Here is a 21,167-nt window from a genome sequence, read left to right on the forward strand (position 1 = left end):
AGCAACGTCAGCGTCAGAGCGCGTTGCGCGCATCCGCCTCGTCTTCCTTCTGGCGGTCGAAGAAGGCCATGATGTTGGTCATGATCGGCCAGGTGCCTTCACGGCCCAGCGCCGATACCAGATACCACGGCTGGGTCCAGCCCAGCTCGGCGATGATCTGCTCGGCGGCTGCCTTGGCCTCATCCTCGAACATCAGGTCAGCCTTGTTCAGGACCAGCCAGCGCGGCTTTTCCAGCAGCTCGGGGTCGTGCTTGGCCAGCTCGCGCTCGATCGCACGGACCTGCTCGATCGGCGAGATTTCCACGCCACCTTCCATCGGGGAGATGTCCACCAGGTGCAGCAGCAGGCGGGTGCGCTGCAGGTGGCGCAGGAACTGCGCGCCCAGGCCGGCGCCATCGGCGGCACCTTCGATCAGGCCGGGAATGTCGGCGATCACGAAGCTGCGGTAGTTCTCCACGCGCACCACGCCCAGGTTGGGGTAGAGCGTGGTGAACGGGTAATCGGCCACTTTGGGGGTGGCGGCGGACACGGCGCGGATCAGGGTGCTCTTGCCGGCATTGGGGAAGCCCAGCAGGCCCACGTCGGCCAGTAGCTTCAGCTCCAGCTTGAGCAGGCGCTCCTCGCCCTCCTCGCCCGGCAGCGACTGGCGCGGCGAACGGTTGGTGGAGCTCTTGAAGTGCATGTTGCCCAGGCCGCCCTTGCCGCCCTTGGCCACCAGCAGGATGTCGCCGTGCCGGGTCAGGTCACCGATCACTTCGTCGGTGGCCACGTTCATCACCACGGTGCCGACCGGCACGGTGATGATCAGGTCTTCGCCGCCCTTGCCGTAGGCCTGGCGGCCCATGCCGTTCTCGCCACGCTGCGCCTTGAAGATGCGCTCGTGACGGAAATCGACCAGGGTGTTGAGGTTTTCGTCGGCGCGGATATACACGCTGCCGCCATTGCCGCCGTCGCCACCGTCCGGGCCGCCCAGCGGAATGAACTTCTCGCGACGGAAACCGACGCAGCCGTTGCCGCCATTGCCGGCGGTAACCTGGATTTCTGCTTCGTCTACAAGTTTCATGATTCTGGATGCCAACTGGAGGCGGTGGGCAACGGGTGCGCCCGACCGCAGAGTCTAACGTGAAAAACAAAAACCCCGCCGGAGCGGGGCTTTCGTCAGCAGCCCCACGCCGGGGCGGGGGCGCCTGCGTATCGCGACGCTCAGGCTTCGGCGACGACGCTGACGGTACGACGCTTCTTCGGGCCCTTCACCGAGAACTCCACCTTGCCGTCGACCAGCGCGAACAGGGTGTGGTCACGGCCGAGGCCAACGCCGGTACCCGGGTGGAACTGGGTGCCGCGCTGACGCACGATGATGTTGCCGGCATCGATGGCCTGGCCACCGAAAATCTTGACGCCGAGGTACTTCGGGTTGGAGTCGCGACCGTTGCGCGATGAGCCTACGCCCTTTTTATGTGCCATGACTGCTTCTCCTTATTACTTGCTGCCACCGGCGATGCCGGTGATCTCGATTTCGGTGTAGTACTGACGGTGACCCTGGCGCTTCATGTGGTGCTTGCGGCGACGGAACTTGATGATCCGGACCTTGTCGGCACGACCCTGCGAAACGACATTGGCGGTGACCGAAGCGCCGCTCAGAGCGTCGCCCAGCTTGATGCCGTCGCTGTCACCCAGCATCAGGATTTCTTCGAACTTGATCTCGTTGCCGACGTCGGCTTCGAGCTTTTCAACGCGGAGCGTTTCGCCCTGCGCCACGCGGTATTGCTTACCGCCGGTTACCAGTACTGCGTACATGACCAGACTTCCTCTGTAGTTATTGTGGTCTATGGACTGCTGCCATCGAGGGCAGACAGGAGCGGGATTTTAATGAATCCCCCCGGCCCGGGTCAACCCACCCCCTGCCTGGGGCGGCAATCGCCTGAACCCCGTTCAGGTTCAGGGGGCGCCGGTCTCAATAGATGAGACAAGGGGCTGGCAATGTCGCCGATTGCCCCCAAATCCCAAGCTCGGTAGGCTGACCGATTGCCGTCTCCGCTTGCCCCACTTTCAACGGATCCCCCATGGCGATGGATTTCATCCGCATCCGCGGCGCGCGGACGCACAATCTCAAGAACATCGATCTCGACCTTCCCCGCGACAAGCTTATTGTCATTACCGGCCTGTCGGGCTCGGGCAAGTCCTCGCTGGCGTTCGACACGATCTACGCCGAAGGCCAGCGCCGTTACGTGGAGTCGCTGTCGGCCTATGCCCGCCAGTTCCTGAGCGTGATGGAAAAGCCGGACCTGGACCATATCGAAGGCCTGTCGCCGGCGATCTCCATCGAGCAGAAGTCGACGTCGCACAACCCGCGTTCGACCGTCGGCACCATCACCGAGATCTACGACTACCTGCGCCTGCTGTACGCCCGCGTGGGCAGCCCGCGCTGCCCCGACCACGGCTACCCGCTGGAAGCGCAGACCGTGAGCCAGATGGTGGACCACGTGCTGACCCTGGACCCGGAACAGCGCTACATGCTGCTGGCGCCTGTGATCCGCGAGCGCAAGGGCGAGCACGCCCAGGTGTTCGACCAGCTTCGCGCACAGGGCTTCGTGCGCGTGCGGGTGGACGGTGCGCTGCATGAAATCGACGCGGTGCCGCCGTTGGCGCTGCGCCAGAAGCACACCATCGAAGCGGTGATCGACCGCTTCCGCCCGCGCGAGGACATCAAGCAGCGCCTTGCCGAGAGCTTTGAAACCGCGCTGAAGCTGGGCGACGGCATGGTGTCGGTGCAGTCGCTGGATGTAGAGGATGCCCCGGCCCACCTGTTCTCGTCCAAGTACAGCTGCCCGGTCTGCGATTACTCGCTGCCGGAGCTGGAACCGCGCCTGTTCTCGTTCAACTCGCCGGTGGGCGCCTGCCCGGGCTGCGATGGCCTGGGCATGGCCGAATTCTTCGATCCCTCGCGCGTGGTGGTGCACCCGGAGCTGTCGCTTTCGGCCGGTGCCGTGCGTGGCTGGGACCGCCGCAACGCGTACTACTTCCAGTTGATCGCCTCGCTGGCCAAGCATTACAAGTTCGACACCGATGCGCCGTGGCAGAGCCTGTCCGAACCGGTACGCAAGGCGGTGCTGTACGGCAGCGGCGATGAGACCATCACTTTCACCTACTTCACCGAGGCCGGTGGCCGGACCCAGCGCAAGCACCGCTTCGAGGGCATCATTCCCAACCTGGAACGCCGGTACAAGGAAACCGAATCGGCGGCAGTGCGGGAAGAGCTGGCCAAGTACATCAGCGAACGCAACTGCCCCGAGTGCAACGGCCAGCGCCTGAACCGTGCAGCCCGCAATGTGTTCGTGGCCGACCGCGCGCTGCCGGAACTGGTAGTGCTGCCGATCGACGAGGCGCTGAAGTTCTTCAGCGGCATGACCCTGCCCGGCTGGCGCGGCGAGATTGCCGGCAAGATCGTCAAGGAGATCGGCGAACGGCTGGGCTTCCTGGTCGACGTGGGCCTGGATTACCTCACCCTGGAGCGCAAGGCCGACACGCTGTCCGGTGGTGAAGCCCAGCGCATCCGCCTGGCCAGCCAGATCGGCGCCGGCCTGGTCGGGGTGATGTACGTGCTCGACGAGCCGTCCATCGGCCTGCACCAGCGCGATAACGAGCGCCTGTTGGGCACCCTTACCCGGCTGCGCGACCTGGGCAACACGGTGATCGTGGTCGAGCATGACGAAGACGCGATCCGGCTGGCCGACTACGTGCTGGACATCGGTCCGGGTGCGGGCGTGCACGGCGGCGAAATCGTCGGCCAGGGCACCCTGCAGGACATCCTCGACGCACCGCGTTCGCTCACCGGCCAGTACCTGTCCGGCAAGCGCGCGATCGAGATTCCCGCGCGCCGGCACAAGCCCAACCCGAAGATGACGCTGCACCTGCGTGGTGCAAGCGGCAACAACCTCAAGGGTGTGGACCTGGACATTCCGTCGGGCCTGTTGACCTGCATCACCGGCGTCTCCGGATCGGGCAAGTCGACGCTGATCAATGACACCCTGTTCTCGCTGGCCGCCAACGAGATCAACGGCTCGTCGCACCCGGTCGCGCCGTACAAGGAAGTGGAAGGACTGGACCTGTTCGACAAGGTGGTGGACATCGACCAGTCGCCGATCGGCCGCACCCCGCGTTCGAACCCGGCCACCTACACCGGCCTGTTCACTCCGCTGCGCGAGCTGTATGCGCAGGTACCAGAAGCACGTGCGCGCGGCTATTCGCCGGGCCGTTTCAGCTTCAACGTGCGCGGCGGCCGCTGCGAAGCGTGCCAGGGCGATGGCCTGATCAAGGTGGAGATGCACTTCCTGCCGGACGTGTACGTGCCCTGCGATGTGTGCCACGGCAAGCGCTACAACCGCGAAACGCTGGAGATCCTCTACAAGGGCTACAACATCAACGACGTGCTGCAGATGACCGTCGAAGATGCGTTGAAGCTGTTCGAACCGGTGCCGGGCATCGCGCGCAAGCTGGAAACGCTCGTGGACGTCGGCCTGAGCTACATCAAGCTGGGCCAGAGCGCGACCACGCTGTCCGGCGGTGAAGCGCAGCGCGTGAAGCTGTCCAAGGAACTCTCGCGCCGCGATACCGGGCGCACGCTGTACATCCTGGACGAGCCGACCACCGGCCTGCACTTCCACGACATCGAAGCGCTGCTGGGCGTGCTGCACAAGCTGCGCGACGAAGGCAACACGGTGGTGGTGATCGAGCACAACCTGGACGTGATCAAGACCGCGGACTGGATCGTCGACCTGGGGCCCGAAGGCGGCCACCGCGGCGGCACCATCCTGGTCACCGGCACGCCCGAAGACGTGGCCGCGCACCCGGCGTCGTACACCGGCCAGTTCCTGGCCAAGATGCTGCCCTCGGTCAGCGCGCGCCCCGAACGCCCGGCGGCGGTGGCCAACAAACCCGACGCCCGCCCGCCGCGCAAGGCCAAGCCGGAAAAGCCGGCCAAGGTCGCCAGGAAGGCGGTCGCCGCCACGCGTGCGGCGACCCCCAGCAAGACCAGCCCTGCCAAGACCACCAAGGCGAAGAAGAAGTAATGAGCAGCGAACACAAGATCCTGGCCCGCGTACCGATCAGCGTGCGCTGGCGCGACATGGACAGCATGGGCCACGTCAACAACGCCAAGTACATTTCCTACCTGGAAGAAGCGCGCGTGCGCTGGATGCTGGGCGTGGAAGACGTATCGATGACCGACCGCATCGCCCCGGTGGTGGCCGCCACCAACGTCAACTACCGCCTGCCGATCGTGTGGCCAAACGACATCATTGTGGAGCTGTTTGTCGAACGCCTGGGCAACAGCAGCGTGACCATCGGCCACCGCATCGTGGACCAGAAGAACGACAGTACGCTGTATTCGGACGGCAACGTGGTAGTGGTGTGGATGGACACCCAGACCGGCAGGAGCGCCCCGCTGCCGGACGCCATCCGCAGCGCGTCCACCTGAACCCGACAGGCCGCCGATGAGGCGGCCTGTTTCGTTCAACGGCCCATTCCGTTCGAGGTCATGCCTCACCGCTCGTGGACGCGCTACGTGCAGTCGTCTGGGGAGCGACCCTACCGGCGGGTCCGCGTGCGACCGGGATCACTGAGGCGGCAGGTCCCCGCCCGATGGAATCACCGACGCGACAGGGCAATGACGCCGGTAGAGTCGGTTCCCAAACGACTGCACTGAACTCGTCTGCGTGCGACGAACGCATGACGCTTCCCCAAGGCCGACGCTGTTTACCGCGCTGGCGACCTTGGAGCGTCAGCACGGATGATCAGCATCGCATCGATCTTGCGGCCGTCTTCCAGGCTCAGGCGCAACGGCACTTCGCCGCCGTTTTTGAGCGGCACTTCCGGCTGCATCAACATCAGGTGCAGGCCGCCGGGTTTCAGCGCCACGCTCGCATTGGCCGCGATCGGCAAACGCTCCACCGCACGCATGCGGCTCACGCCGTTGACCAGCGTGGTTTCATGCAGCGACACCTCGCCGAACGCCTTGCTGCCCGCAGCCACCACGGTCACCGGCGCCTTGCAGCCGTTGTGGATCACGCCGTAGCCGGCCGCCATCGGCGCGCTGCCCGGCGGCAACCGCACCCAGCCCTCGCGCACCGTCACACACGACGGCTCGGCCGCGGCGGCTGGAGCGTCGGCCGCACACATGGCCAACAATACGCACACGAATGGTTTGGTTATCATCGCCTCAGTTCCCTGCCCGCAACGAGATCGCAGCATGACGACGCTTATCGAGGTGATCAACCATGGCCCCATCCGCGAGCTGCGACTGGCGCGCCCGCCGGTCAATGCACTGGACACCGAGCTGTGCCGTCATCTGATCCATGCCATCAACCAGGCCATGGCTGATGACGTACACGGCATCGTGCTGTCGGGCAGCGAGCGCATTTTCAGCGCCGGCATGGACGTGCCGCACCTGCTCAGCCATGGCGAGGACCGGCACAAGCTGCTGGACAGCTGGCAGGCGTTCTTCGGCGCGGTGCGCACCCTGGCAGAAAGCCGCGTACCGGTGGTGGCGGCGCTGACCGGCCATGCGCCGGCCGGCGGCTGCGTGCTGGCGCTGTGCTGTGATTACCGGATCCTGGCGCGCAGCCCGGACCCGGCCCAGCCCACGGTGATCGGCCTGAACGAAGTGCAGGTGGGGCTGGTGGCGCCGGAAGGCATCCAGCGCCTGATGCGCCGGGTGGTCGGCCACCACCGCGCCTCCCAGCTGCTGATCGGCGGTGAGATGGTGCCGGCCGAACGCGCGCTGGAGATCGGCCTGGTGGATGAGCTGGCTGCCCCGGCCGACGTGGTGCCGCGCGCGGTAGCCTGGCTGGGCCGCCTGCTGAAGCTGCCGCGCCAGCCGATGCTGCTCACCCGCGCCATTGCCCGCGAAGACCTGCACGAAGCCCTGCATGCCGACCTGATCCGGCTGGACCGGTTCGTCGAGGCCTGGTATGCCCCGGATGCGCAGCAGGCGTTGCAGGCGCTGGTAGCACGGCTGGGGAAAGCGTAAGCCAGGGCCACCCGACCAACGGTCGGGTGCTACCGGCCATGGGAGAGGTACCCGATCAACGGTCGGGTGCACCGGCGATGGGGTGGTGTCCGTGGTAGCGCCCGACCGTTGGTCGGGCGGCGGCGCACGGCGCCGGCGGTTGGCCACCACCGGTATAATTCCTGTCCGTCCCATCGCAGGCCGCCGCCTTGTCCCAGCCGCAAGAACCCGTCGTTTCCGAGCTGATCGACCTGCTCACGCTCGAGCGCCTGGAAGACAACCTGTTCCGGGGCCAGAGCCGTGACATCGGAACCAAGTACGTGTTCGGTGGCCAGGTGCTGGGCCAGGCCCTGTCGGCGGCGCAGGCCACCGTAGAGAACGGCCGGCATGTGCATTCGCTGCACGCCTATTTCCTGCGCGCCGGCAACATCGACCACCCGATCGTCTACGACGTGGACCGCACCCGCGATGGCGGCAGCTTCTCCGTGCGTCGGGTTACTGCGATCCAGCACGGCAAGGTGATCTTCTTCTGTGCTGCTTCGTTCCAGCAGGCCGAAAGCGGGGCCGAGCACCAGCACAAGATGCCTGAGGTGCCGCAGCCGGAAGACATCGAACCGAACCGCCCGCTGCCGCCTGAAGTGCTGGAGCGGCTGCCGATCAAGGTGCAGCGCTGGCTCTCACGCGGCGGCCCGTTCGAGTTCCGCCACGTATACCCGCGCGACGAACTGCACCCGCCCAAGCGCCCGCCCTACCACCAGGTGTGGCTGCGCCTGAATGAAACCGTGGGCGATGCGCCCGAACTGCACCAGGCGCTGCTGGCCTATGCGTCGGACTTCCACCTGCTGGGCACCGCGACCTTCCCGCACGGCATCAGTTATTACCAGCCGCACGTGCAGATGGCCTCGCTGGACCATGCGATCTGGTTCCACCGCCCGTTCCGTGCCGACGATTGGCTGCTCTATTCGCTGGACAGCCCCAGCGCACAGGATTCGCGCGGGCTGGCCCGTGGCCAGTTCTTCACCCGCAACGGCATACTGGTTGCCAGCACCGCGCAGGAAGGATTGATCCGCGTGGTGGATGACAGTGCCGCGGCCGCCGCCGTACCGGCCAAGGAATAAGTCGATATGCGTCAGATCTTCACCAGCCAGCGCGTGGAAACGGTGGAAGGCGTGGCCAAGCTGCTGCGCGATGCCGGCATCGAGGTGCGCATCACCAACGGCCGCTCGTACCACAGCAAGCGCGGCAGCCAGTTCAGTTACCTGGACACCAGCAAGGCCACCACCCACCCCACCCTATGGGTGGTGCACGCCGACGACCAGCCGCGTGCGCGTGAAATCCTGCGCGACGCCCGCCTGCTGGAAACCACCCGCCGCGACCACCCCACCGCCGAATTCGCCTTCCGCGACCAGGCTGCTGACATCGCCCCGCGCCGCAACTGGGCCTGGCGCATCCGCATCGGCCTGCTGCTGATCATCGCTGCCGTGGCGATGGTGGTGGTGATGCGCCACCGCGCGGCGCCCACGGTTGCACCGGCACCGGTGCAGCAGGCACAACCGCAGGCCCCGGCCATCCAACCGGCGCCGGAAGAGGAAGAGGTCCGCGTCCGGATCACGCCTCCGACGAACCAACCGTAAGCCCCAGTCACATTCCCCGCCCTACCCCGTCATGATGTCACCACCCCGGGGACCGACGCCATGACCACGCTGCCGCTGACCGACACGCTGGACCGCGAACTGCCTGCCGCCGCCGGCGGTTGCCAGCAGTCGTACGGGCGCATCGTGCTGGCCTGCCAGAACACCGTGACCGCGATCGCGCTGGCGATCACCCGCGACGTGCAGGCCAGCGAGGACATCGCGCAGGAAGCCTTCATCAAGGGCTGGCAGCAGCTCAACCAGCTGCACAACCACGCCAGCTTCCTGCCCTGGCTGCGCCAGATCACCCGCAACCTGGCCCGCGACTGGCTGCGTGCCAACCGCGGCCGGCCGCTGTCGGGCGAGGCCGCCGAGATCGCGATCAGCATGGCCGCCGACCCCAGCCCCTCCGCGCCGGACTACCTGCAGCGGGCAGAGGAGGAAGTGGCTGCCGGAGAGATCATCTCCGCGTTGCCCGAGGACAGCCGCGAGACGCTGCTGCTGTACTACCGCGAAGGCCAGAGCTCGCAGCAGGTGGCCAACCTGCTGGGGCTGAGCGATGCCGCCGTGCGCAAGCGCCTGTCGCGGGCGCGCGCCAGCGTGCGCGGGGAAATGCTGCGCCGCTTCGGCGAGTTCGCGCGTGGCAGCGCGCCCAGCGCGGCCTTCGCCACCGCGGTGGTGTCGATGGTGATGGTGGCCGCACCGGGCACGGCGAGCGCGGCGATCCTGCTGGGCACCAGCGTAGGCGTGGGCAGCAGCAAGCTCGGCCTGGGCGGTGCCAGCCTGTCCGGCGGCGCGGCGATGGGCTCGCTGGGCGCGGCGGCCAGCCAGAGCCACCTGCTCGGCCCGGAGTTCAACTGGAGCATCGCCATCGTGGCGATGGCCGGCGGCGTGATCGGCAGCTACCTCGGTGGCCGCTACCTGCTCTGCTATACCCAGACACTGGCCGAGCGCGCGGCGGTGCATCGCTTCGTGCACTACAGCACGTTCACCGCGATGCTGGTCTGCGCGGCGGTGCTGGCGCTGACGGTGCTGAATGCACCGGTGTATCTGTCGCTGGCCGCGATGGTGCTGGGCACCGCCCTGGTGAACTACCAGATCCTGGTGCCGCTGCAACGGATCATGGCGCCGATGATCGCGCGTGATGCCGCACGCAAAGGACGCGCGGGACCCAGCTGGGTGTACCAGTCGATGTACGGACGGCCTGCTTTGCTGATCACCAACCTGGTGATCGTCGGCCTGATCGTGACCGTAGCCCGCGAGCGCGGGTTGATCTGACACATGAGAAAGCGCCGGTCGGTGACCGGCGCTTTTTTGGGTTGCCGGGCAGGGCCCGGCACAACGTTACTTTGCCTTCGGCGGCATCGGCGGCTTGTCGCCGCGGTGTTCCGCGCGCGGGCCACCGAACGGGCCCTTGGCCGCGTCGAACTCGGCCTTGCTGAGCTGGCCGTCCTTGTTGGTGTCAGCCGCGGCGAACCACGCGTCACGGTGCTGCTTCATGCCCAGCTCGCGGTCGGCCTTGTCCAGGTAGCCGTCCTTGTTGAGGTCCATCTGGTCGAACCGCGCGGCCAGCTTCGGGTCGGCCTTGGCTTCATCGCGGCTGATCCGGCCGTCCTTGTTCGCGTCCAGCTTTTCGAGGCGCTCATGCCCGCCACCCGGGCCACGCCCGTGACGCTTGCCCTGCCAGCGCGGCAGTTCCTCGCGGGACAGCTTGCCGTCCTTGTTGGTGTCCAGGCTGTCGAACTTTTCGGCCAGGCGCGGCGCCTTGGCGGCCTCGGCACGGTCAACAAAACCGTCGCCATTGGTGTCCAGCGTCGCGCGGGCCGGCTTGGCGGGCGTGGCCGGGGTATCGGCGGCCACCGCCAGGCCGGCAGCGCCGGTGGTCATCAGCAGGGCCAGCAGCAGAAGGGGTTTGCGGTTGCGCATGGGTCACTCCGGTGTTTGGGGGATGCTTCGTGCGGTGCGTTGGCACCCACGGGAGAGAAAACGCGCCGGCGCCGGCGGCGTTGACAGCCCCACCGGCCGTGTTCATTCGCCAGACAGTCGCGGCACCTGCGACGCCCCGGCGCTATGCTGTGGACATGGCGATCCACACCGACCGCGACGACGAGCTGCGCCTGTTCCAGACCGGGGACCACCCCTGTGGCTACTGGCCGGAGCGGGCTGCGCGCGACCTGGTGCTGGACCCGCACGACCAGCGGCTGGGCACGCTGTACCCGATGGCGCTCAGCTGGGGCTTCCGCCGCTCCGGCGACCTGGTCTACCGCCCGCACTGCGCCAACTGCCATGCCTGCGTGTCGGTGCGGGTGCCGGTGGCCCGTTTCGCACCCGACCGCAGCCAGCGCCGCTGCCTGGCGCGCAACGACGACCTGGAAGTGCGCATCGTGGCTGCCGAACAGACCGATGAACAGTTCGCGCTGTACCACCGCTACCTCACCCACCGCCACGCGCAGGGCGGCATGGACGAACACGGCCCGCACGAGTTCGACCAGTTCCTGATCGGGCAGTGGTCGCAGGGCCGCTTCCTGGAAATCCGCGGGCCGTCCGAAGAGGGCCACCGGGGCCCGCTGCTGGCGGTTGCAGTCACCGATGTCACCCCGCAGGGGCTGTCGGCGGTGTACACCTTCTTCGACCCGGACCACGCCCACCGTGGACTGGGCACGTTCGCGATCCTGCAGCAGATCGCCTGGGCCCGGCGCGAGCAGCTGCCGCACCTGTACCTGGGCTACTGGATCCGCAACCATCGCAAGATGGACTACAAGCGCCGGTTCCGGCCGCTGGAGGCCTACGACGGCCGCCGCTGGCACGAGTTCGACGAGGCGCTGGACGGCATCTGACCCGCCATTGCAATGCGCGCCCGTGCAGAATAGCGGGATGAACGCCCATCCTCTGATCCTTGCCCTGGCCCTGCTCTGCGGCGGCTGCGCCCAAACCCCGACCAAGACCGCCGCCATGCCGGAGCCCACATCCGCGCCGCTGCGGATCGCCACCTACAACACCTCCCTGTACAGCGACGAGACCGGCGGGCTGATCGCCGAACTGGAAGGCGACAGCGCGCACGCGCGCAAGATCGCCGCGGTGCTGCAGCAGGTGCGCCCGGACCTGGTGCTCCTCAACGAATTCGACTACGACGACGCCCACCGCGCCGCCGACCTGTTCCAGCGGCGCTACCTGGAAACAGCGCAGCCGGGCGGCGGCGCGCCGCTGCACTTCGCCTACCGCTACCTCGCCCCGGTCAACACCGGCGTGCAGAGCGGGCTGGACCTGGACAACAACGGCCAGATCGGCGGCGACGGCCGCAACCGCGGCAACGACGCCTGGGGCTACGGCCTGCACCCGGGCCAGTACGGCATGCTGGTGCTGTCGCGGTACCCGATCGACGAGGCCAAGGTGCGCAGCTTCCAGCTGCTGAAGTGGAGCACGCTGCCCGGCGCGCTGCGCCCGATCGACCCGCGCAGCGGCAAGTCGTTCTACAACGACCACGTGTGGTCGCAGCTGCGGCTGTCGTCCAAGTCGCATTGGGACGTGCCGGTGACCACGCCCAACGGTGTGGTGCATGCGCTGGTCTCGCACCCGACCCCGCCGGTGTTCGACGGCCCGGAAAAGCGCAACGCGGCGCGCAACCACGACGAACTGCGGCTGTGGCAGGAATACCTGGCCGCTGGCGACAAGCCGTGGCTGTGCGATGACAAGGGCACGTGCGGCGGGCTGGCACAGGATGCGCGCTTCGTGATCCTGGGCGACCTCAACAACGACCCGGTGGATGGCGATGGCCGCCACGAGGCGATCGTGGAGCTGATCGAAAACGCGCGCGTGCTGCGTTACCCGACCCCGCGCAGCGTGGGTGCCGAACAGACCAGCCAGGCCTATGCCGAGAAGGGCATCGTGCGGCGTGGCGCGCCGTTCCACGCCACCGGCGATTTCGGCCCGAAATCCGGCACGATGCGGCTGGATTACGTGCTGCCGTCGGTGGGCTTCAGCTACATCGGCAGCGGCGTGTTCTGGCCGGCGAATGAAACGCCGGAAGCAAAGATCGCCGACGGCAGCGACCACCACCTGGTGTGGGTGGACGTGAAGTAACCCGTACCGACCAACGGTCGGTACCTACCGCCAGTTCGACACACGCACCGGCCGACGGTAGGCGACGACCGTTGATCGTCGCCCCGTCGACATCAAGGACGCAATTCGACCCCGATCGCTTCGGCCGCCTCGCGCGCGACCCTCCGCGCCTGGTCGATATCCTCGCCGCGCGCCAGGGTCACACCCACGCGGCGGTGGCCGTGCACGCTGGGCTTGCCGAACAGGCGCAGCGCCGTGTCCGGATGTACCAGCGCCGCTTCCACGTTGCTGAAGACCGGCACGCCTTCGCCGTGCGCCAGCATCGCGCACGATGCCGATGGGCCGCTCTGGCGGATCAGCGGGATCGGCAGACCCAGGATGGCGCGCGCGTGCAACGCGAATTCGCTCAGCTCCTGCGAGGCCAGCGTGACCAGGCCGGTGTCGTGCGGGCGCGGCGAGACTTCGCTGAACCACACCTCGTCGCCCTTCACGAACAGCTCCACCCCGAACAGGCCCCAGCCGCCCAGATCGTCGGTGATCGCCTGAGAGATCTCTTCCGCACGCGCCAGCGCGGCCGGCGACATCGGCTGCGGCTGCCAGCTTTCGCGGTAGTCGCCGTCCTTCTGCCAATGCCCGATCGGCGCGCAGAACGAAGTGCCACCGGCATGGCGCACGGTCAGCAGGGTGATCTCGTAATCGAAATCGATGAAGCCTTCCACGATGCAGCGGCCGGCACCGGCACGGCCGCCGGTCTGCGCGTATTCCCAGGCCGCTGCGATGTCGGCCTCGCTGCGCAGCGTGCTCTGGCCCTTGCCCGAGGAGGACATCACCGGCTTGACCACGCACGGCAGCCCGATCGCCGCCACGGCGGCGCGGTACTCGGCTTCGGTGTCCACGAAGCGGTACGGCGAGGTCGGCAGGCCCAGGGTTTCGGCGGCCAGGCGGCGGATGCCTTCACGGTCCATGGTCAGGCGCGCCGCACGTGCCGTGGGCACCACCCGCTGGCCGGTCTCCTGCTCCAGCTGGACCAGGGTTTCGGTGTGGATGGCTTCGATCTCGGGGACGATCAGGTGCGGCTTTTCCTCGGCGATCAGCGCGCGCAGGGCCATCGCATCGAGCATGTCGACCACGTGCGAACGGTGCGCCACCTGCATGGCCGGCGCATTGGCGTAGCGGTCCGCGGCGATGACTTCCACCCCCAGACGCTGCAGCTCGATGGCGACCTCCTTGCCCAGTTCGCCCGAGCCCAGCAGCAGGACACGGGTGGCGGAGGGGGACAGCGGCGTGCCGAGCGTGATCATGGCGATATTCCGGACATCAAAGCGAGGGAAGGCATTGTAGAGCCACCCCTTGGGTGGCTGCGATGGGTCAAGACCAGGGCAGTTGCAGATCTGATATCAATTTGATATCACTAACTCAAACTCACCCAGCAAAGGATGCCCCGCCATGAAAGAAAAGCCCGTCCGCTCGCTCTCCGGCCTGCCCTTCCTGCTTGGCGTCCTCGTCCTGCTGGCCGTGGCGGCGTGGCTGTTCTTCTCAGGCGTGGAGCGCGGCAACGTGAACCTGGGGCTGGTGCTGGGCGGCCTGCTGCTGGGCTTCGTCGCCCTGCTCAGCCTGACCGGCCTGTACACGGTGCAGCCCAACCAGGCCGCGGTCCTGAGCCTGTTCGGCAAGTACATCGGCACCGTCAAGGACAACGGCCTGCGCTGGAACAACCCGTTCTTCAGCAAGAAGAAGGTCAGCCAGCGCGTGCGCAACTTTGAAAGCGGCAAGCTCAAGGTCAACGAGCTCGATGGCAGCCCGATCGAGATCGCCGCAGTGATCGTCTGGCAGGTGGTGGACGCCTCCGAGGCGGTCTACAACGTGGACGACTACGAGAGCTTCGTGCACATCCAGTCCGAATCGGCACTGCGCGCGATGGCCACCAGCTACCCCTACGACCAGCACGAGGACGGCCAGCTGTCGCTGCGCAGCCACGCCGCTGAAATATCCCAGCACCTCAAGGACGAACTGGCCGAACGCCTGGCCGACGCCGGTGTGCAGGTGCTCGACGCGCGCATCAGCCACTTGGCCTATGCCCCCGAAATCGCCCAGGCGATGCTGCAGCGCCAGCAGGCCAACGCGGTGATCGCCGCGCGCACGCGGATCGTGGCCGGTGCGGTGGGCATGGTCGAAATGGCGCTGGCCGAACTGCAGAAGAACAACGTGGTGCAGCTGGATGAGGAGCGCAAGGCGCAGATGGTGGGCAACCTGCTCACCGTACTGTGCTCGGACCGCGGCACCCAGCCGATCGTCAACGCCGGCTCGTTGTACTGAGCATGAGTGAAAAGAAAGCCTACCCGCTGCGGATCAATGCCGACGTGCTGGCAGCGGCGCAGCGCTGGGCCGACGATGAGCTGCGCAGCCTCAACGCGCAGATCGAGTACGTGCTGCGCGACGCACTGCGCAAGGCGGGACGCCTTCCCAAACCAAAACAAGACCCGGAGAGCAAGGAATGAGCAAGCGCTGGAGCTATCTGACCGTTGAAGTAAAGCCTTCGTGGACCGGGCTGAAGCCGGAGGAGATACAGACCGAGCTCAACCGCCAGGGTCAGCTTGGCTGGGAGCTGGTCAATGCGTTGGTGCCTACCCCCATGGGCGTGGCGCTGCTGGTGTTCAAGAAGGAAATTTGACATGGCTGGTGCCGCCACCGAGTTTGCCGTCGCCCCTGCGCCGATCTGGCGCCTGCTGTGGCTGTGGGTGCCGCTGCTGGGCATCGCCGTGCTGATCGTGAGCACCACGCTGCAGCACGAACAGCGAACGCCGATGGAACTCGGCTATACCGTGCCGTTCCTGTTGCTGCTGATGGGCGTGCTCAGCTGGGCCTTCTTCCGCCGCCGCATCCAGCTCCAGCACGGCGAACTGGTCGTCACCTCCACGTTCTACCGCCGCCGCGCCGCTGTGTCCTCGCTGCAGCTGGACAAGGCGCGCATCGTGGACCTGGCCGAGCACACCGAGTTCAAGCCCGGTCTGAAGATCAACGGCTATGGCATGCCCGGTTTCCAGTCCGGCCATTACCGCATGGGCGACCGGCGCAAGGCGTTCTGCCTGATCACCGACGCCAGCCGCGTGCTGTACCTGCCGCTGCGCGATGACAGCGTGCTGCTGCTCAGCCCGGAACAGCCCCGGGCGCTGCTGGATGCGCTGAACGCGCAGGCCACGCGCTAAGCTGGGGACATGCGCCGCTACCCTGCCCTGCTGATCAATACCGCCGACATCGAACTGTGGCCCGGCGGCCTGCTGCGTGCGCGCAGCAACGCCGATGCACGGGCGCTGGCGCGGGCCCGCTGGGTGCTGCGGCGCAAGCGTGATGGGCAGTACCTGGCCGCCGCCACCGCGCACGGACTGCTGCCACTGGTGCCGCACCTGATGCGCGAGCCGGGGATCGAGCAAGCGCTCGATGCCCTGGACCTGGCGCTGCATGGAAGGCAGCGCGCCCATGCAGCCGATGCCCTGCTCCCGCTCAGCGGGCTGCAGGATCGACTGGAACAGCTGGGCATCGATGCGGCGCGCTATGAGCAGGACACCGCGCTGGCGCTGGAAGCCGAACCGGAACGGCTGGCGCTGGCCGGCTTCGACCGTTACCGCCGCCCGCTATGGCTGCAGCCGGGCGCCGCGCGCGCCTGGCAGCGCATGCAGCAGCAGGCCGCGCGCGAGGGCATCGTGCTGGAGGCCATCTCGGGCTACCGCAGCCACGATTACCAGCTGGGCATCTTCGCGCGCAAACGCGCGCGTGGGCTGGACGTGGACGCGATCCTGCAGGTCAACGCCGCACCCGGCTACAGCGAGCACCACAGCGGGCGGGCGCTGGATATCAGCAGCCCCGGGGAACCGCCGGCGGAGGAGAGCTTCGAGGCGACTGCGGCGTTCGCGTGGCTGCTGGAGCACGCGGGCGGCTACGGCTTCCACCTGAGCTACCCTCGCGACAACCCCCACGGCATCGTGTATGAGCCGTGGCATTGGTGCTGGTCCGGATTCGACCGGTAGAGCCACGCCGTGCGTGGCTGGTTTCAGTCGAAGTCCCTTGGACACGCAGGGCGTGTCCCTACGCGGCGATTGCCCGTGCGCAGCGGGGTTCCGTGCGGCGGTCGGTCAATCCTGGGAGCGATTGGTGGTGGTATTGGGGCTTTCGGTGAAGTCGGCGATGCGCCACAGGTACAGGCTGGCGTAGGTCCGGAACGGGCCCCATTTCTCGCCGCGTGCGGCCAGCTCCTTTGGGGTCGGCATCAGCTCTGCCTTGTCCACCCTCTGGGCGCCCTTGCGTACGCCCAGGTCGTCGATCGGCAGGATGTCGGGACGACCGAGCCGGAACATCAGCATCATTTCCACGGTCCAGCGGCCGATGCCGCGGATCGGCACCAGTGCGTCGATGATCGCGTCGTGCGGCATCACCGACATCCGCCGCAGGTCGGGAATCTCGCCAGCCGCCTCGCGCCGGGCCAGGTCACGCAGGGCCAGCGCCTTGTTACCGGAGACGCCGCAGGTGCGCAGGCCGGGGTCGTCGATCCGCGCCAGGGTGTCGGCGTGCAGGCGGGTGCTGCCGATGGCGGCCTCCACCCGGCCCACGATGGTGGACGCGGCCTTGCCGCTGAGCTGCTGGAACAGGATCGCGCGGGCCAGCGCATCCACCGGGTCGAAGCTGCGCGCCCAGCCGGGCGGCGCCTCCACGGGCCCGAGCCGCTTCATCCACGCGCCCAGGCGACGGTCGCGACGCGAGAGCCAGTCGTGCGCCTCCTGTACGTCGAAACCGCGGCGGAAGCGCGGCATGTCAACGCCTCAGGGCATTGAGGCCGTACACCACCCAGCCCAGCATCAGCGCCGTACCGCCTACCGGGGCCAGCCCGGTGTTCAACTGCGCGAGGGCACCGGCAACCAGACTGCCCGAAAACAACAGCGTGCCCAGCAACAGCACGTACAGCGCCAGCTTGCCCACGCTGTTCTGCTGGGTGGGGCCCAGCACCGCCAGCGCCACGCCGTGCCCGAACGCGAACAGCGCGGCGGTGTTCACGTGCGACTGCGCAAGCGGTTCGGCAATACCGTGCGAGGCGTACGCCGACAGACCCACCGCCGTAGCCGCCAGCAGGCCGCCCAGGCAGGCCAGCAATGAAGGTTTACGCGCGCGTCGTTCCAGGTTGAGCATGGCTGCATCTTCCTCCAAAAAAAAACGCGCCGCAGGAAGCGGCGCGTTTTCTGTTCTACGTTACATCCGTGGCAACCGTCGGTTTACTTGACGGCCCAGTAGATGTCATACGTACCTTCCTGCGTGAACGACTTCTCCAGGCCGCCGTTCCAGGATTCGTACGGACGATCGATCACTTCGTTGCCGCTGGTCACAGCCCAGGCACGCAGTGCGTTGCGGGCGATGTCCAGGCCGGCCATGTGACCGGTGTACTTGGCATGGGCGGTACGGTGCGGGGCAACGTGCACGTACTTGACCGGGGCACCACCGTCGATCTTCACCGTCAGGGCTTCAGCCGAAGCGCCCGTCGAGCCCTTCTTCTTGACCGGCTGGGCCACGTCGAAGGCGTACTTTTCCTGACCGAAGTCAGTGGTGATGATGCGGAACGGACCGGCGGCTTCGAGGTCATTGGCCTCCATCACGCGCTTGATCCACTCCTGGTTGTCCTTGATGGACTTGGTGATGGTCGCTTCGCCGCGGTCGACGTTGCCGGCGGTGACCACCAGCAGGTCTTCGGCCGGGGCATCGATGACGGCCAGGTCGGTCAGCGGGGCTTCGGCGGTGCGGTAGTCGACGTTCGGCACGGTGGCCAGCATGTTGGCCATGCGCGACAGACCCAGCTTCAGGTCGTCACCCACGTGACGGCTGACGTACAGGCCGGCGTAACGACCAAACAGGTTCCAGCCGTACTTGATGCTGTAGTCCTGGGTGATCTTGACGTTGCGCCCACCCTTGCCGGTCGGCTCAAGCGCGAAGCTGGTCTTTTTGTCGTGGCCCTTGGTCTGGTCCTCGATGGCGATGACCACGCGCTTGTTCGGCTCGGACTCGGTGATCGTCCAGCTGCCCTCGCCCAGCGACGATTCCTTGGAGGAATAGTCCAGACGGGCACCGACACCGGCGGCGGGGCCGGAGTGCTTCAGTTCAACGGCGGGATCGCGCAGGACGAGGGGGTTCCAGTCCTTGAAGCGGCGCAGGCTGTTGACCGTGTCGTACACGATCGTCATCTTGCGGTTGGTCTCGATGCTTTCGGTAATGTGACGCTCGCCCGGCAGCACAACGCCAATGATGACGAACAGGCCAGCCACGATCCCCAAGGCGATCAGGAACTCGATAATACGGGTCATTCAGGAGTCTCCGGGGCCGATCCCACGGCCGGGTTGATTGAAGCGAAGCGCCAATCCTAGCAGGCTTCGCGGGTGTTATGGATCAGGATTGGCGCACCGGTTTCCATACCGGCAGCGGTTTTGAATAGACAAGGAGCGGAAAGATAGCGCATCGCGCGGGCCAGCATGTGGCCGTTGGCCATATTTATTTGCCGGTTTCGTCAATGTGGCCTGCGGCGACCGCCGCAGGCCTTGCCACACAAGGCTTTCAACTGGCGTTCATGTTTACACCAGCTGCAGCTCGAATGCCTTCAGCACGGCCCGGGTGCGATCGCGCACGCCGAGCTTGGACAGGATGTTGGAGACGTGGTTCTTGATGGTGCCTTCCGCCACGCCCAGCGAATTGGCGATCTCCTTGTTGGAGAATCCGCTGGCCATCAGCCGCAGGATCTCGGTTTCGCGATCGGTGAGCGGATCGGGCCGGTCCAGGCTCACGAACTCGTTGCGCATGTGCTCCAGCCCCGACAGCAGGCGCTGGGTGACCGCCGGCTGCACCAGCGAGCCGCCATCGGCCACAGTGCGGATGGCACCGACCAGCTGTTCCAGGGTCACGTCCTTCAGCAGGTAGCCCTTGGCCCCGGCCTTGAGGCCGGCCAGGACCAGCTGGTCGTCGTCGAAGGTGGTCAGGATGATGGTTGGCGGCAGCTGGCCCAGCCGCGACAGCATCTGCAGCGCCTCCAGCCCGGACATCACCGGCATGCGCATGTCCATCAGCACCACGTCGGGGTGGATCTGCGGCACCACCTCGACCGCCTGGCGGCCGTCGGCGGCTTCGGCCACCACTTCGATCCCGTCATCCAGCGCAAGCAGCGAGCGGATTCCCTGCCGCACCAGGGTTTGGTCGTCGACCAGGCAGACGCGAATCATCAACGCACTCCTTCCAGGATGGCACCCAGCATCAGCACTGGCACGCCGGGGACCGAGGCGCGCAGGCGGAAGCCCTGACCCCGGTGGGTTTCGATCTGCAGCTCACCGCCGCATTGTTGCAGGCGTTCACGCATGCCGCGCAAGCCATTGCCGATGACGATGCCATCGGCGCCCACGCCATCGTCGTGCGCCTCCACCACCACCTGCCCCGGGGGCTCGCGATGTACCTGGATCCACAGGTTGCGGGCCCGGGCATGGCGCACGGCGTTGGTGATGATCTCCTGGGTGCAGCGCAGCAGCACGTGGGCCTGTTCGGGATCTTCCACGCTCAGCGGCTCTTCGATGTCCAGGTGGATGGCCAGCGAGGGGACCTGCTCGGTCAGCGGGCGCAGCGCGGCAGCAAGGTCGATGGCACCGCTGTCGCGCAGCTGGCTGACCGCCTCGCGCACGTCGGTGAGCAGCAGCTTGGCCAGGGTGTGGGCCTGATGCACATGCTCCTGGGCCTGGCCCTCGGTGATGTGGCCGGCCACTTCCAGGTTCAGGCTGAGCGCCGTGAGGTGGTGGCCCAGCAGGTCATGCAGCTCGCGCGAGATCCGGGTGCGCTCGTTGACCCGGGCGCTTTCAGCCAGCAGCACGCGGGTGGCGCGCAGCTCGGTATTGAGCCGGCGCTGTTCCTCGCGGGCATCGGTCTGCTGGCGGGCGACCAGGCTGGTCACGAAGATGAACATGGAGAAGCCGCCGTACAGCAGCGACTGCATGATCGCCTCGAACAGCGAAAACGGCAGGAACAGGTAGTAGACAGGTGCCACTGCCAACTGGCTCACCAGCAGCCAGATCACTCCGACCCGGGCCGGCAGCATCCATGGGATGACGCCGGCGGCCACCATCATCAGGATGCTGCCCAGGCCCGAGCCGCTGAGAAAGCTGACGGCCAGGGCGGAAATGGTCAGCAGGACCAGGATGGCGCGGTCGTACCAGGCCGAATGGCCGCCGTTGCGCAGACCGCGGGTCAGCCACAGGTAGCCGCCACCGAAGGCCAGGTAGGACACGAACAACAGCAGGGGGGGCACGTCGATGCCGCCGCTGCGGCGCACCGCTTCGTACTGCGAATAGACCAGCGGCAAGCCGAGCATGACCCAGGTGAACAGGCCGGCCAGTCGCAGTACTCGGGTTTGGCTGAGGTATCCCAACATGGACGCATCTTAGGCTGAACCCGCGCCGCTG

At 66.9% G+C, this 21,167-nt stretch carries 24 protein-coding genes; 13 read left to right on the forward strand and 11 right to left on the reverse strand.

Annotated elements, in window-relative coordinates; translation table 11 throughout:
• Positions 1-13: 13 nt before the first annotated feature.
• The 3 genes from cgtA to rplU all read right to left on the reverse strand — a co-directional run bounded on the left by cgtA (position 14) and on the right by rplU (position 1,797).
• Positions 14-1,063, reverse strand: a complete 1,050-nt coding sequence (cgtA, locus tag ACTJI4_RS11675; protein ID WP_392915748.1) for an Obg family GTPase CgtA — start codon at positions 1,061-1,063, stop codon at positions 14-16.
• Positions 1,064-1,203: 140 nt separating this feature from the next.
• Positions 1,204-1,464 carry a 50S ribosomal protein L27 gene (gene rpmA / locus ACTJI4_RS11680; RefSeq protein WP_019184517.1) on the reverse strand — a complete coding sequence of 87 codons (261 nt, stop codon included), beginning with the start codon at positions 1,462-1,464 and terminating at the stop codon, positions 1,204-1,206.
• 15 nt (positions 1,465-1,479) lie between these two features.
• On the reverse strand, positions 1,480-1,797 hold the full coding sequence (gene rplU / locus ACTJI4_RS11685; RefSeq protein ID WP_440869445.1) for a 50S ribosomal protein L21: 318 nt from the start codon (positions 1,795-1,797) through the stop codon (positions 1,480-1,482).
• Positions 1,798-2,063: 266 nt separating this feature from the next.
• Between rplU and uvrA the strand changes: the two genes are divergently transcribed.
• Both uvrA and ACTJI4_RS11695 read left to right on the forward strand, forming a co-directional pair.
• Entirely contained in the window at positions 2,064-5,069 is a 3,006-nt protein-coding gene (gene uvrA / locus ACTJI4_RS11690; protein ID WP_392915740.1) for an excinuclease ABC subunit UvrA, read from the forward strand.
• On the forward strand, positions 5,069-5,476 hold the full coding sequence (locus tag ACTJI4_RS11695) for an acyl-CoA thioesterase (protein WP_440869446.1): 408 nt from the start codon (positions 5,069-5,071) through the stop codon (positions 5,474-5,476). The genes uvrA and ACTJI4_RS11695 overlap by 1 nt, the downstream gene beginning before the upstream one ends.
• 278 nt (positions 5,477-5,754) lie before the next feature.
• Here the strand turns inward: ACTJI4_RS11695 and ACTJI4_RS11700 are convergent, their stop codons facing one another.
• Positions 5,755-6,213 (reverse strand): copper chaperone PCu(A)C, encoded by a 459-nt coding sequence (locus tag ACTJI4_RS11700; protein WP_440869447.1) that lies wholly within the window; start codon positions 6,211-6,213, stop codon positions 5,755-5,757.
• Positions 6,214-6,247: 34 nt separating this feature from the next.
• On the opposite strand from ACTJI4_RS11700, the gene ACTJI4_RS11705 reads away from it, so the two are divergent.
• From ACTJI4_RS11705 to ACTJI4_RS11720, 4 genes are all read left to right on the forward strand, one after another.
• Entirely contained in the window at positions 6,248-7,027 is a 780-nt protein-coding gene (locus tag ACTJI4_RS11705; protein ID WP_440869448.1) for an enoyl-CoA hydratase/isomerase family protein, read from the forward strand.
• 188 nt (positions 7,028-7,215) lie between these two features.
• Positions 7,216-8,124 (forward strand): acyl-CoA thioesterase II, encoded by a 909-nt coding sequence (gene tesB / locus ACTJI4_RS11710; RefSeq protein WP_068850178.1) that lies wholly within the window; start codon positions 7,216-7,218, stop codon positions 8,122-8,124.
• A 6-nt stretch (positions 8,125-8,130) separates the two neighbouring features.
• Positions 8,131-8,640 carry a putative signal transducing protein gene (locus tag ACTJI4_RS11715; RefSeq protein ID WP_440869449.1) on the forward strand — a complete coding sequence of 170 codons (510 nt, stop codon included), beginning with the start codon at positions 8,131-8,133 and terminating at the stop codon, positions 8,638-8,640.
• A gap of 60 nt (positions 8,641-8,700) precedes the next feature.
• The gene (locus ACTJI4_RS11720; protein WP_440869450.1) at positions 8,701-9,915 is read left to right on the forward strand and encodes an RNA polymerase sigma factor; all 1,215 of its coding nucleotides are present in this window, start codon (positions 8,701-8,703) and stop codon (positions 9,913-9,915) included.
• 66 nt (positions 9,916-9,981) lie between these two features.
• On the opposite strand, the gene ACTJI4_RS11725 is transcribed toward ACTJI4_RS11720, so the two are convergent.
• Complete coding sequence (locus ACTJI4_RS11725; protein WP_440869451.1) at positions 9,982-10,563, reverse strand: EF-hand domain-containing protein; 582 nt, start codon at positions 10,561-10,563, stop codon at positions 9,982-9,984.
• Positions 10,564-10,718: 155 nt separating this feature from the next.
• Between ACTJI4_RS11725 and ACTJI4_RS11730 the strand changes: the two genes are divergently transcribed.
• Both ACTJI4_RS11730 and ACTJI4_RS11735 read left to right on the forward strand, forming a co-directional pair.
• A complete protein-coding gene (locus tag ACTJI4_RS11730) occupies positions 10,719-11,474 on the forward strand; it encodes an arginyltransferase (protein WP_392915718.1) in 756 nt (251 codons plus the stop codon).
• 37 nt (positions 11,475-11,511) lie between these two features.
• Positions 11,512-12,717, forward strand: a complete 1,206-nt coding sequence (locus ACTJI4_RS11735; RefSeq protein ID WP_440869452.1) for an endonuclease/exonuclease/phosphatase family protein — start codon at positions 11,512-11,514, stop codon at positions 12,715-12,717.
• A 92-nt stretch (positions 12,718-12,809) separates the two neighbouring features.
• Here ACTJI4_RS11735 and purT read toward each other — a convergent pair whose 3' ends face one another.
• Positions 12,810-13,997, reverse strand: a complete 1,188-nt coding sequence (purT, locus tag ACTJI4_RS11740; protein WP_440869453.1) for a formate-dependent phosphoribosylglycinamide formyltransferase — start codon at positions 13,995-13,997, stop codon at positions 12,810-12,812.
• 145 nt (positions 13,998-14,142) lie between these two features.
• On the opposite strand from purT, the gene ACTJI4_RS11745 reads away from it, so the two are divergent.
• From ACTJI4_RS11745 to ACTJI4_RS11765, 5 genes are read left to right on the forward strand one after another with little or no spacing between them, the layout of a single operon-like run.
• Complete coding sequence (locus ACTJI4_RS11745) at positions 14,143-15,012, forward strand: SPFH domain-containing protein (protein ID WP_392915709.1); 870 nt, start codon at positions 14,143-14,145, stop codon at positions 15,010-15,012.
• A gap of 2 nt (positions 15,013-15,014) precedes the next feature.
• Positions 15,015-15,194, forward strand: a complete 180-nt coding sequence (locus ACTJI4_RS11750; protein ID WP_282247560.1) for an Arc family DNA binding domain-containing protein — start codon at positions 15,015-15,017, stop codon at positions 15,192-15,194.
• The gene (locus ACTJI4_RS11755; protein WP_392915705.1) at positions 15,191-15,367 is read left to right on the forward strand and encodes a DUF4177 domain-containing protein; all 177 of its coding nucleotides are present in this window, start codon (positions 15,191-15,193) and stop codon (positions 15,365-15,367) included. Before ACTJI4_RS11750 ends, ACTJI4_RS11755 begins: the two co-directional genes overlap by 4 nt.
• A gap of 1 nt (position 15,368) precedes the next feature.
• The gene (locus tag ACTJI4_RS11760) at positions 15,369-15,902 is read left to right on the forward strand and encodes a PH domain-containing protein (protein ID WP_440869454.1); all 534 of its coding nucleotides are present in this window, start codon (positions 15,369-15,371) and stop codon (positions 15,900-15,902) included.
• Positions 15,903-15,911: 9 nt separating this feature from the next.
• A complete protein-coding gene (locus ACTJI4_RS11765) occupies positions 15,912-16,721 on the forward strand; it encodes a M15 family metallopeptidase (RefSeq protein ID WP_440869455.1) in 810 nt (269 codons plus the stop codon).
• Positions 16,722-16,826: 105 nt separating this feature from the next.
• On the opposite strand, the gene ACTJI4_RS11770 is transcribed toward ACTJI4_RS11765, so the two are convergent.
• From ACTJI4_RS11770 to ACTJI4_RS11790, 5 genes are all read right to left on the reverse strand, one after another.
• Positions 16,827-17,501: a DNA-3-methyladenine glycosylase family protein gene (locus ACTJI4_RS11770; RefSeq protein ID WP_392915696.1), complete on the reverse strand. Its 675-nt coding sequence runs from the start codon at positions 17,499-17,501 to the stop codon at positions 16,827-16,829.
• Position 17,502: 1 nt separating this feature from the next.
• The gene (locus tag ACTJI4_RS11775; protein WP_392915693.1) at positions 17,503-17,874 is read right to left on the reverse strand and encodes a DUF423 domain-containing protein; all 372 of its coding nucleotides are present in this window, start codon (positions 17,872-17,874) and stop codon (positions 17,503-17,505) included.
• An 83-nt stretch (positions 17,875-17,957) separates the two neighbouring features.
• Positions 17,958-19,037 (reverse strand): SRPBCC family protein, encoded by a 1,080-nt coding sequence (locus ACTJI4_RS11780; protein WP_392915690.1) that lies wholly within the window; start codon positions 19,035-19,037, stop codon positions 17,958-17,960.
• A 264-nt stretch (positions 19,038-19,301) separates the two neighbouring features.
• Positions 19,302-19,943, reverse strand: coding sequence for a response regulator (locus tag ACTJI4_RS11785; RefSeq protein ID WP_440869456.1), 642 nt, complete (start codon positions 19,941-19,943; stop codon positions 19,302-19,304).
• Positions 19,943-21,136: a sensor histidine kinase gene (locus ACTJI4_RS11790; protein WP_392915687.1), complete on the reverse strand. Its 1,194-nt coding sequence runs from the start codon at positions 21,134-21,136 to the stop codon at positions 19,943-19,945. Before ACTJI4_RS11790 ends, ACTJI4_RS11785 begins: the two co-directional genes overlap by 1 nt.
• Between the last annotated feature and the right edge of the window lie 31 nt (positions 21,137-21,167).

This window comes from Stenotrophomonas sp. 22385 (assembly GCF_052045085.1).
GTDB lineage: Bacteria > Pseudomonadota > Gammaproteobacteria > Xanthomonadales > Xanthomonadaceae > Stenotrophomonas.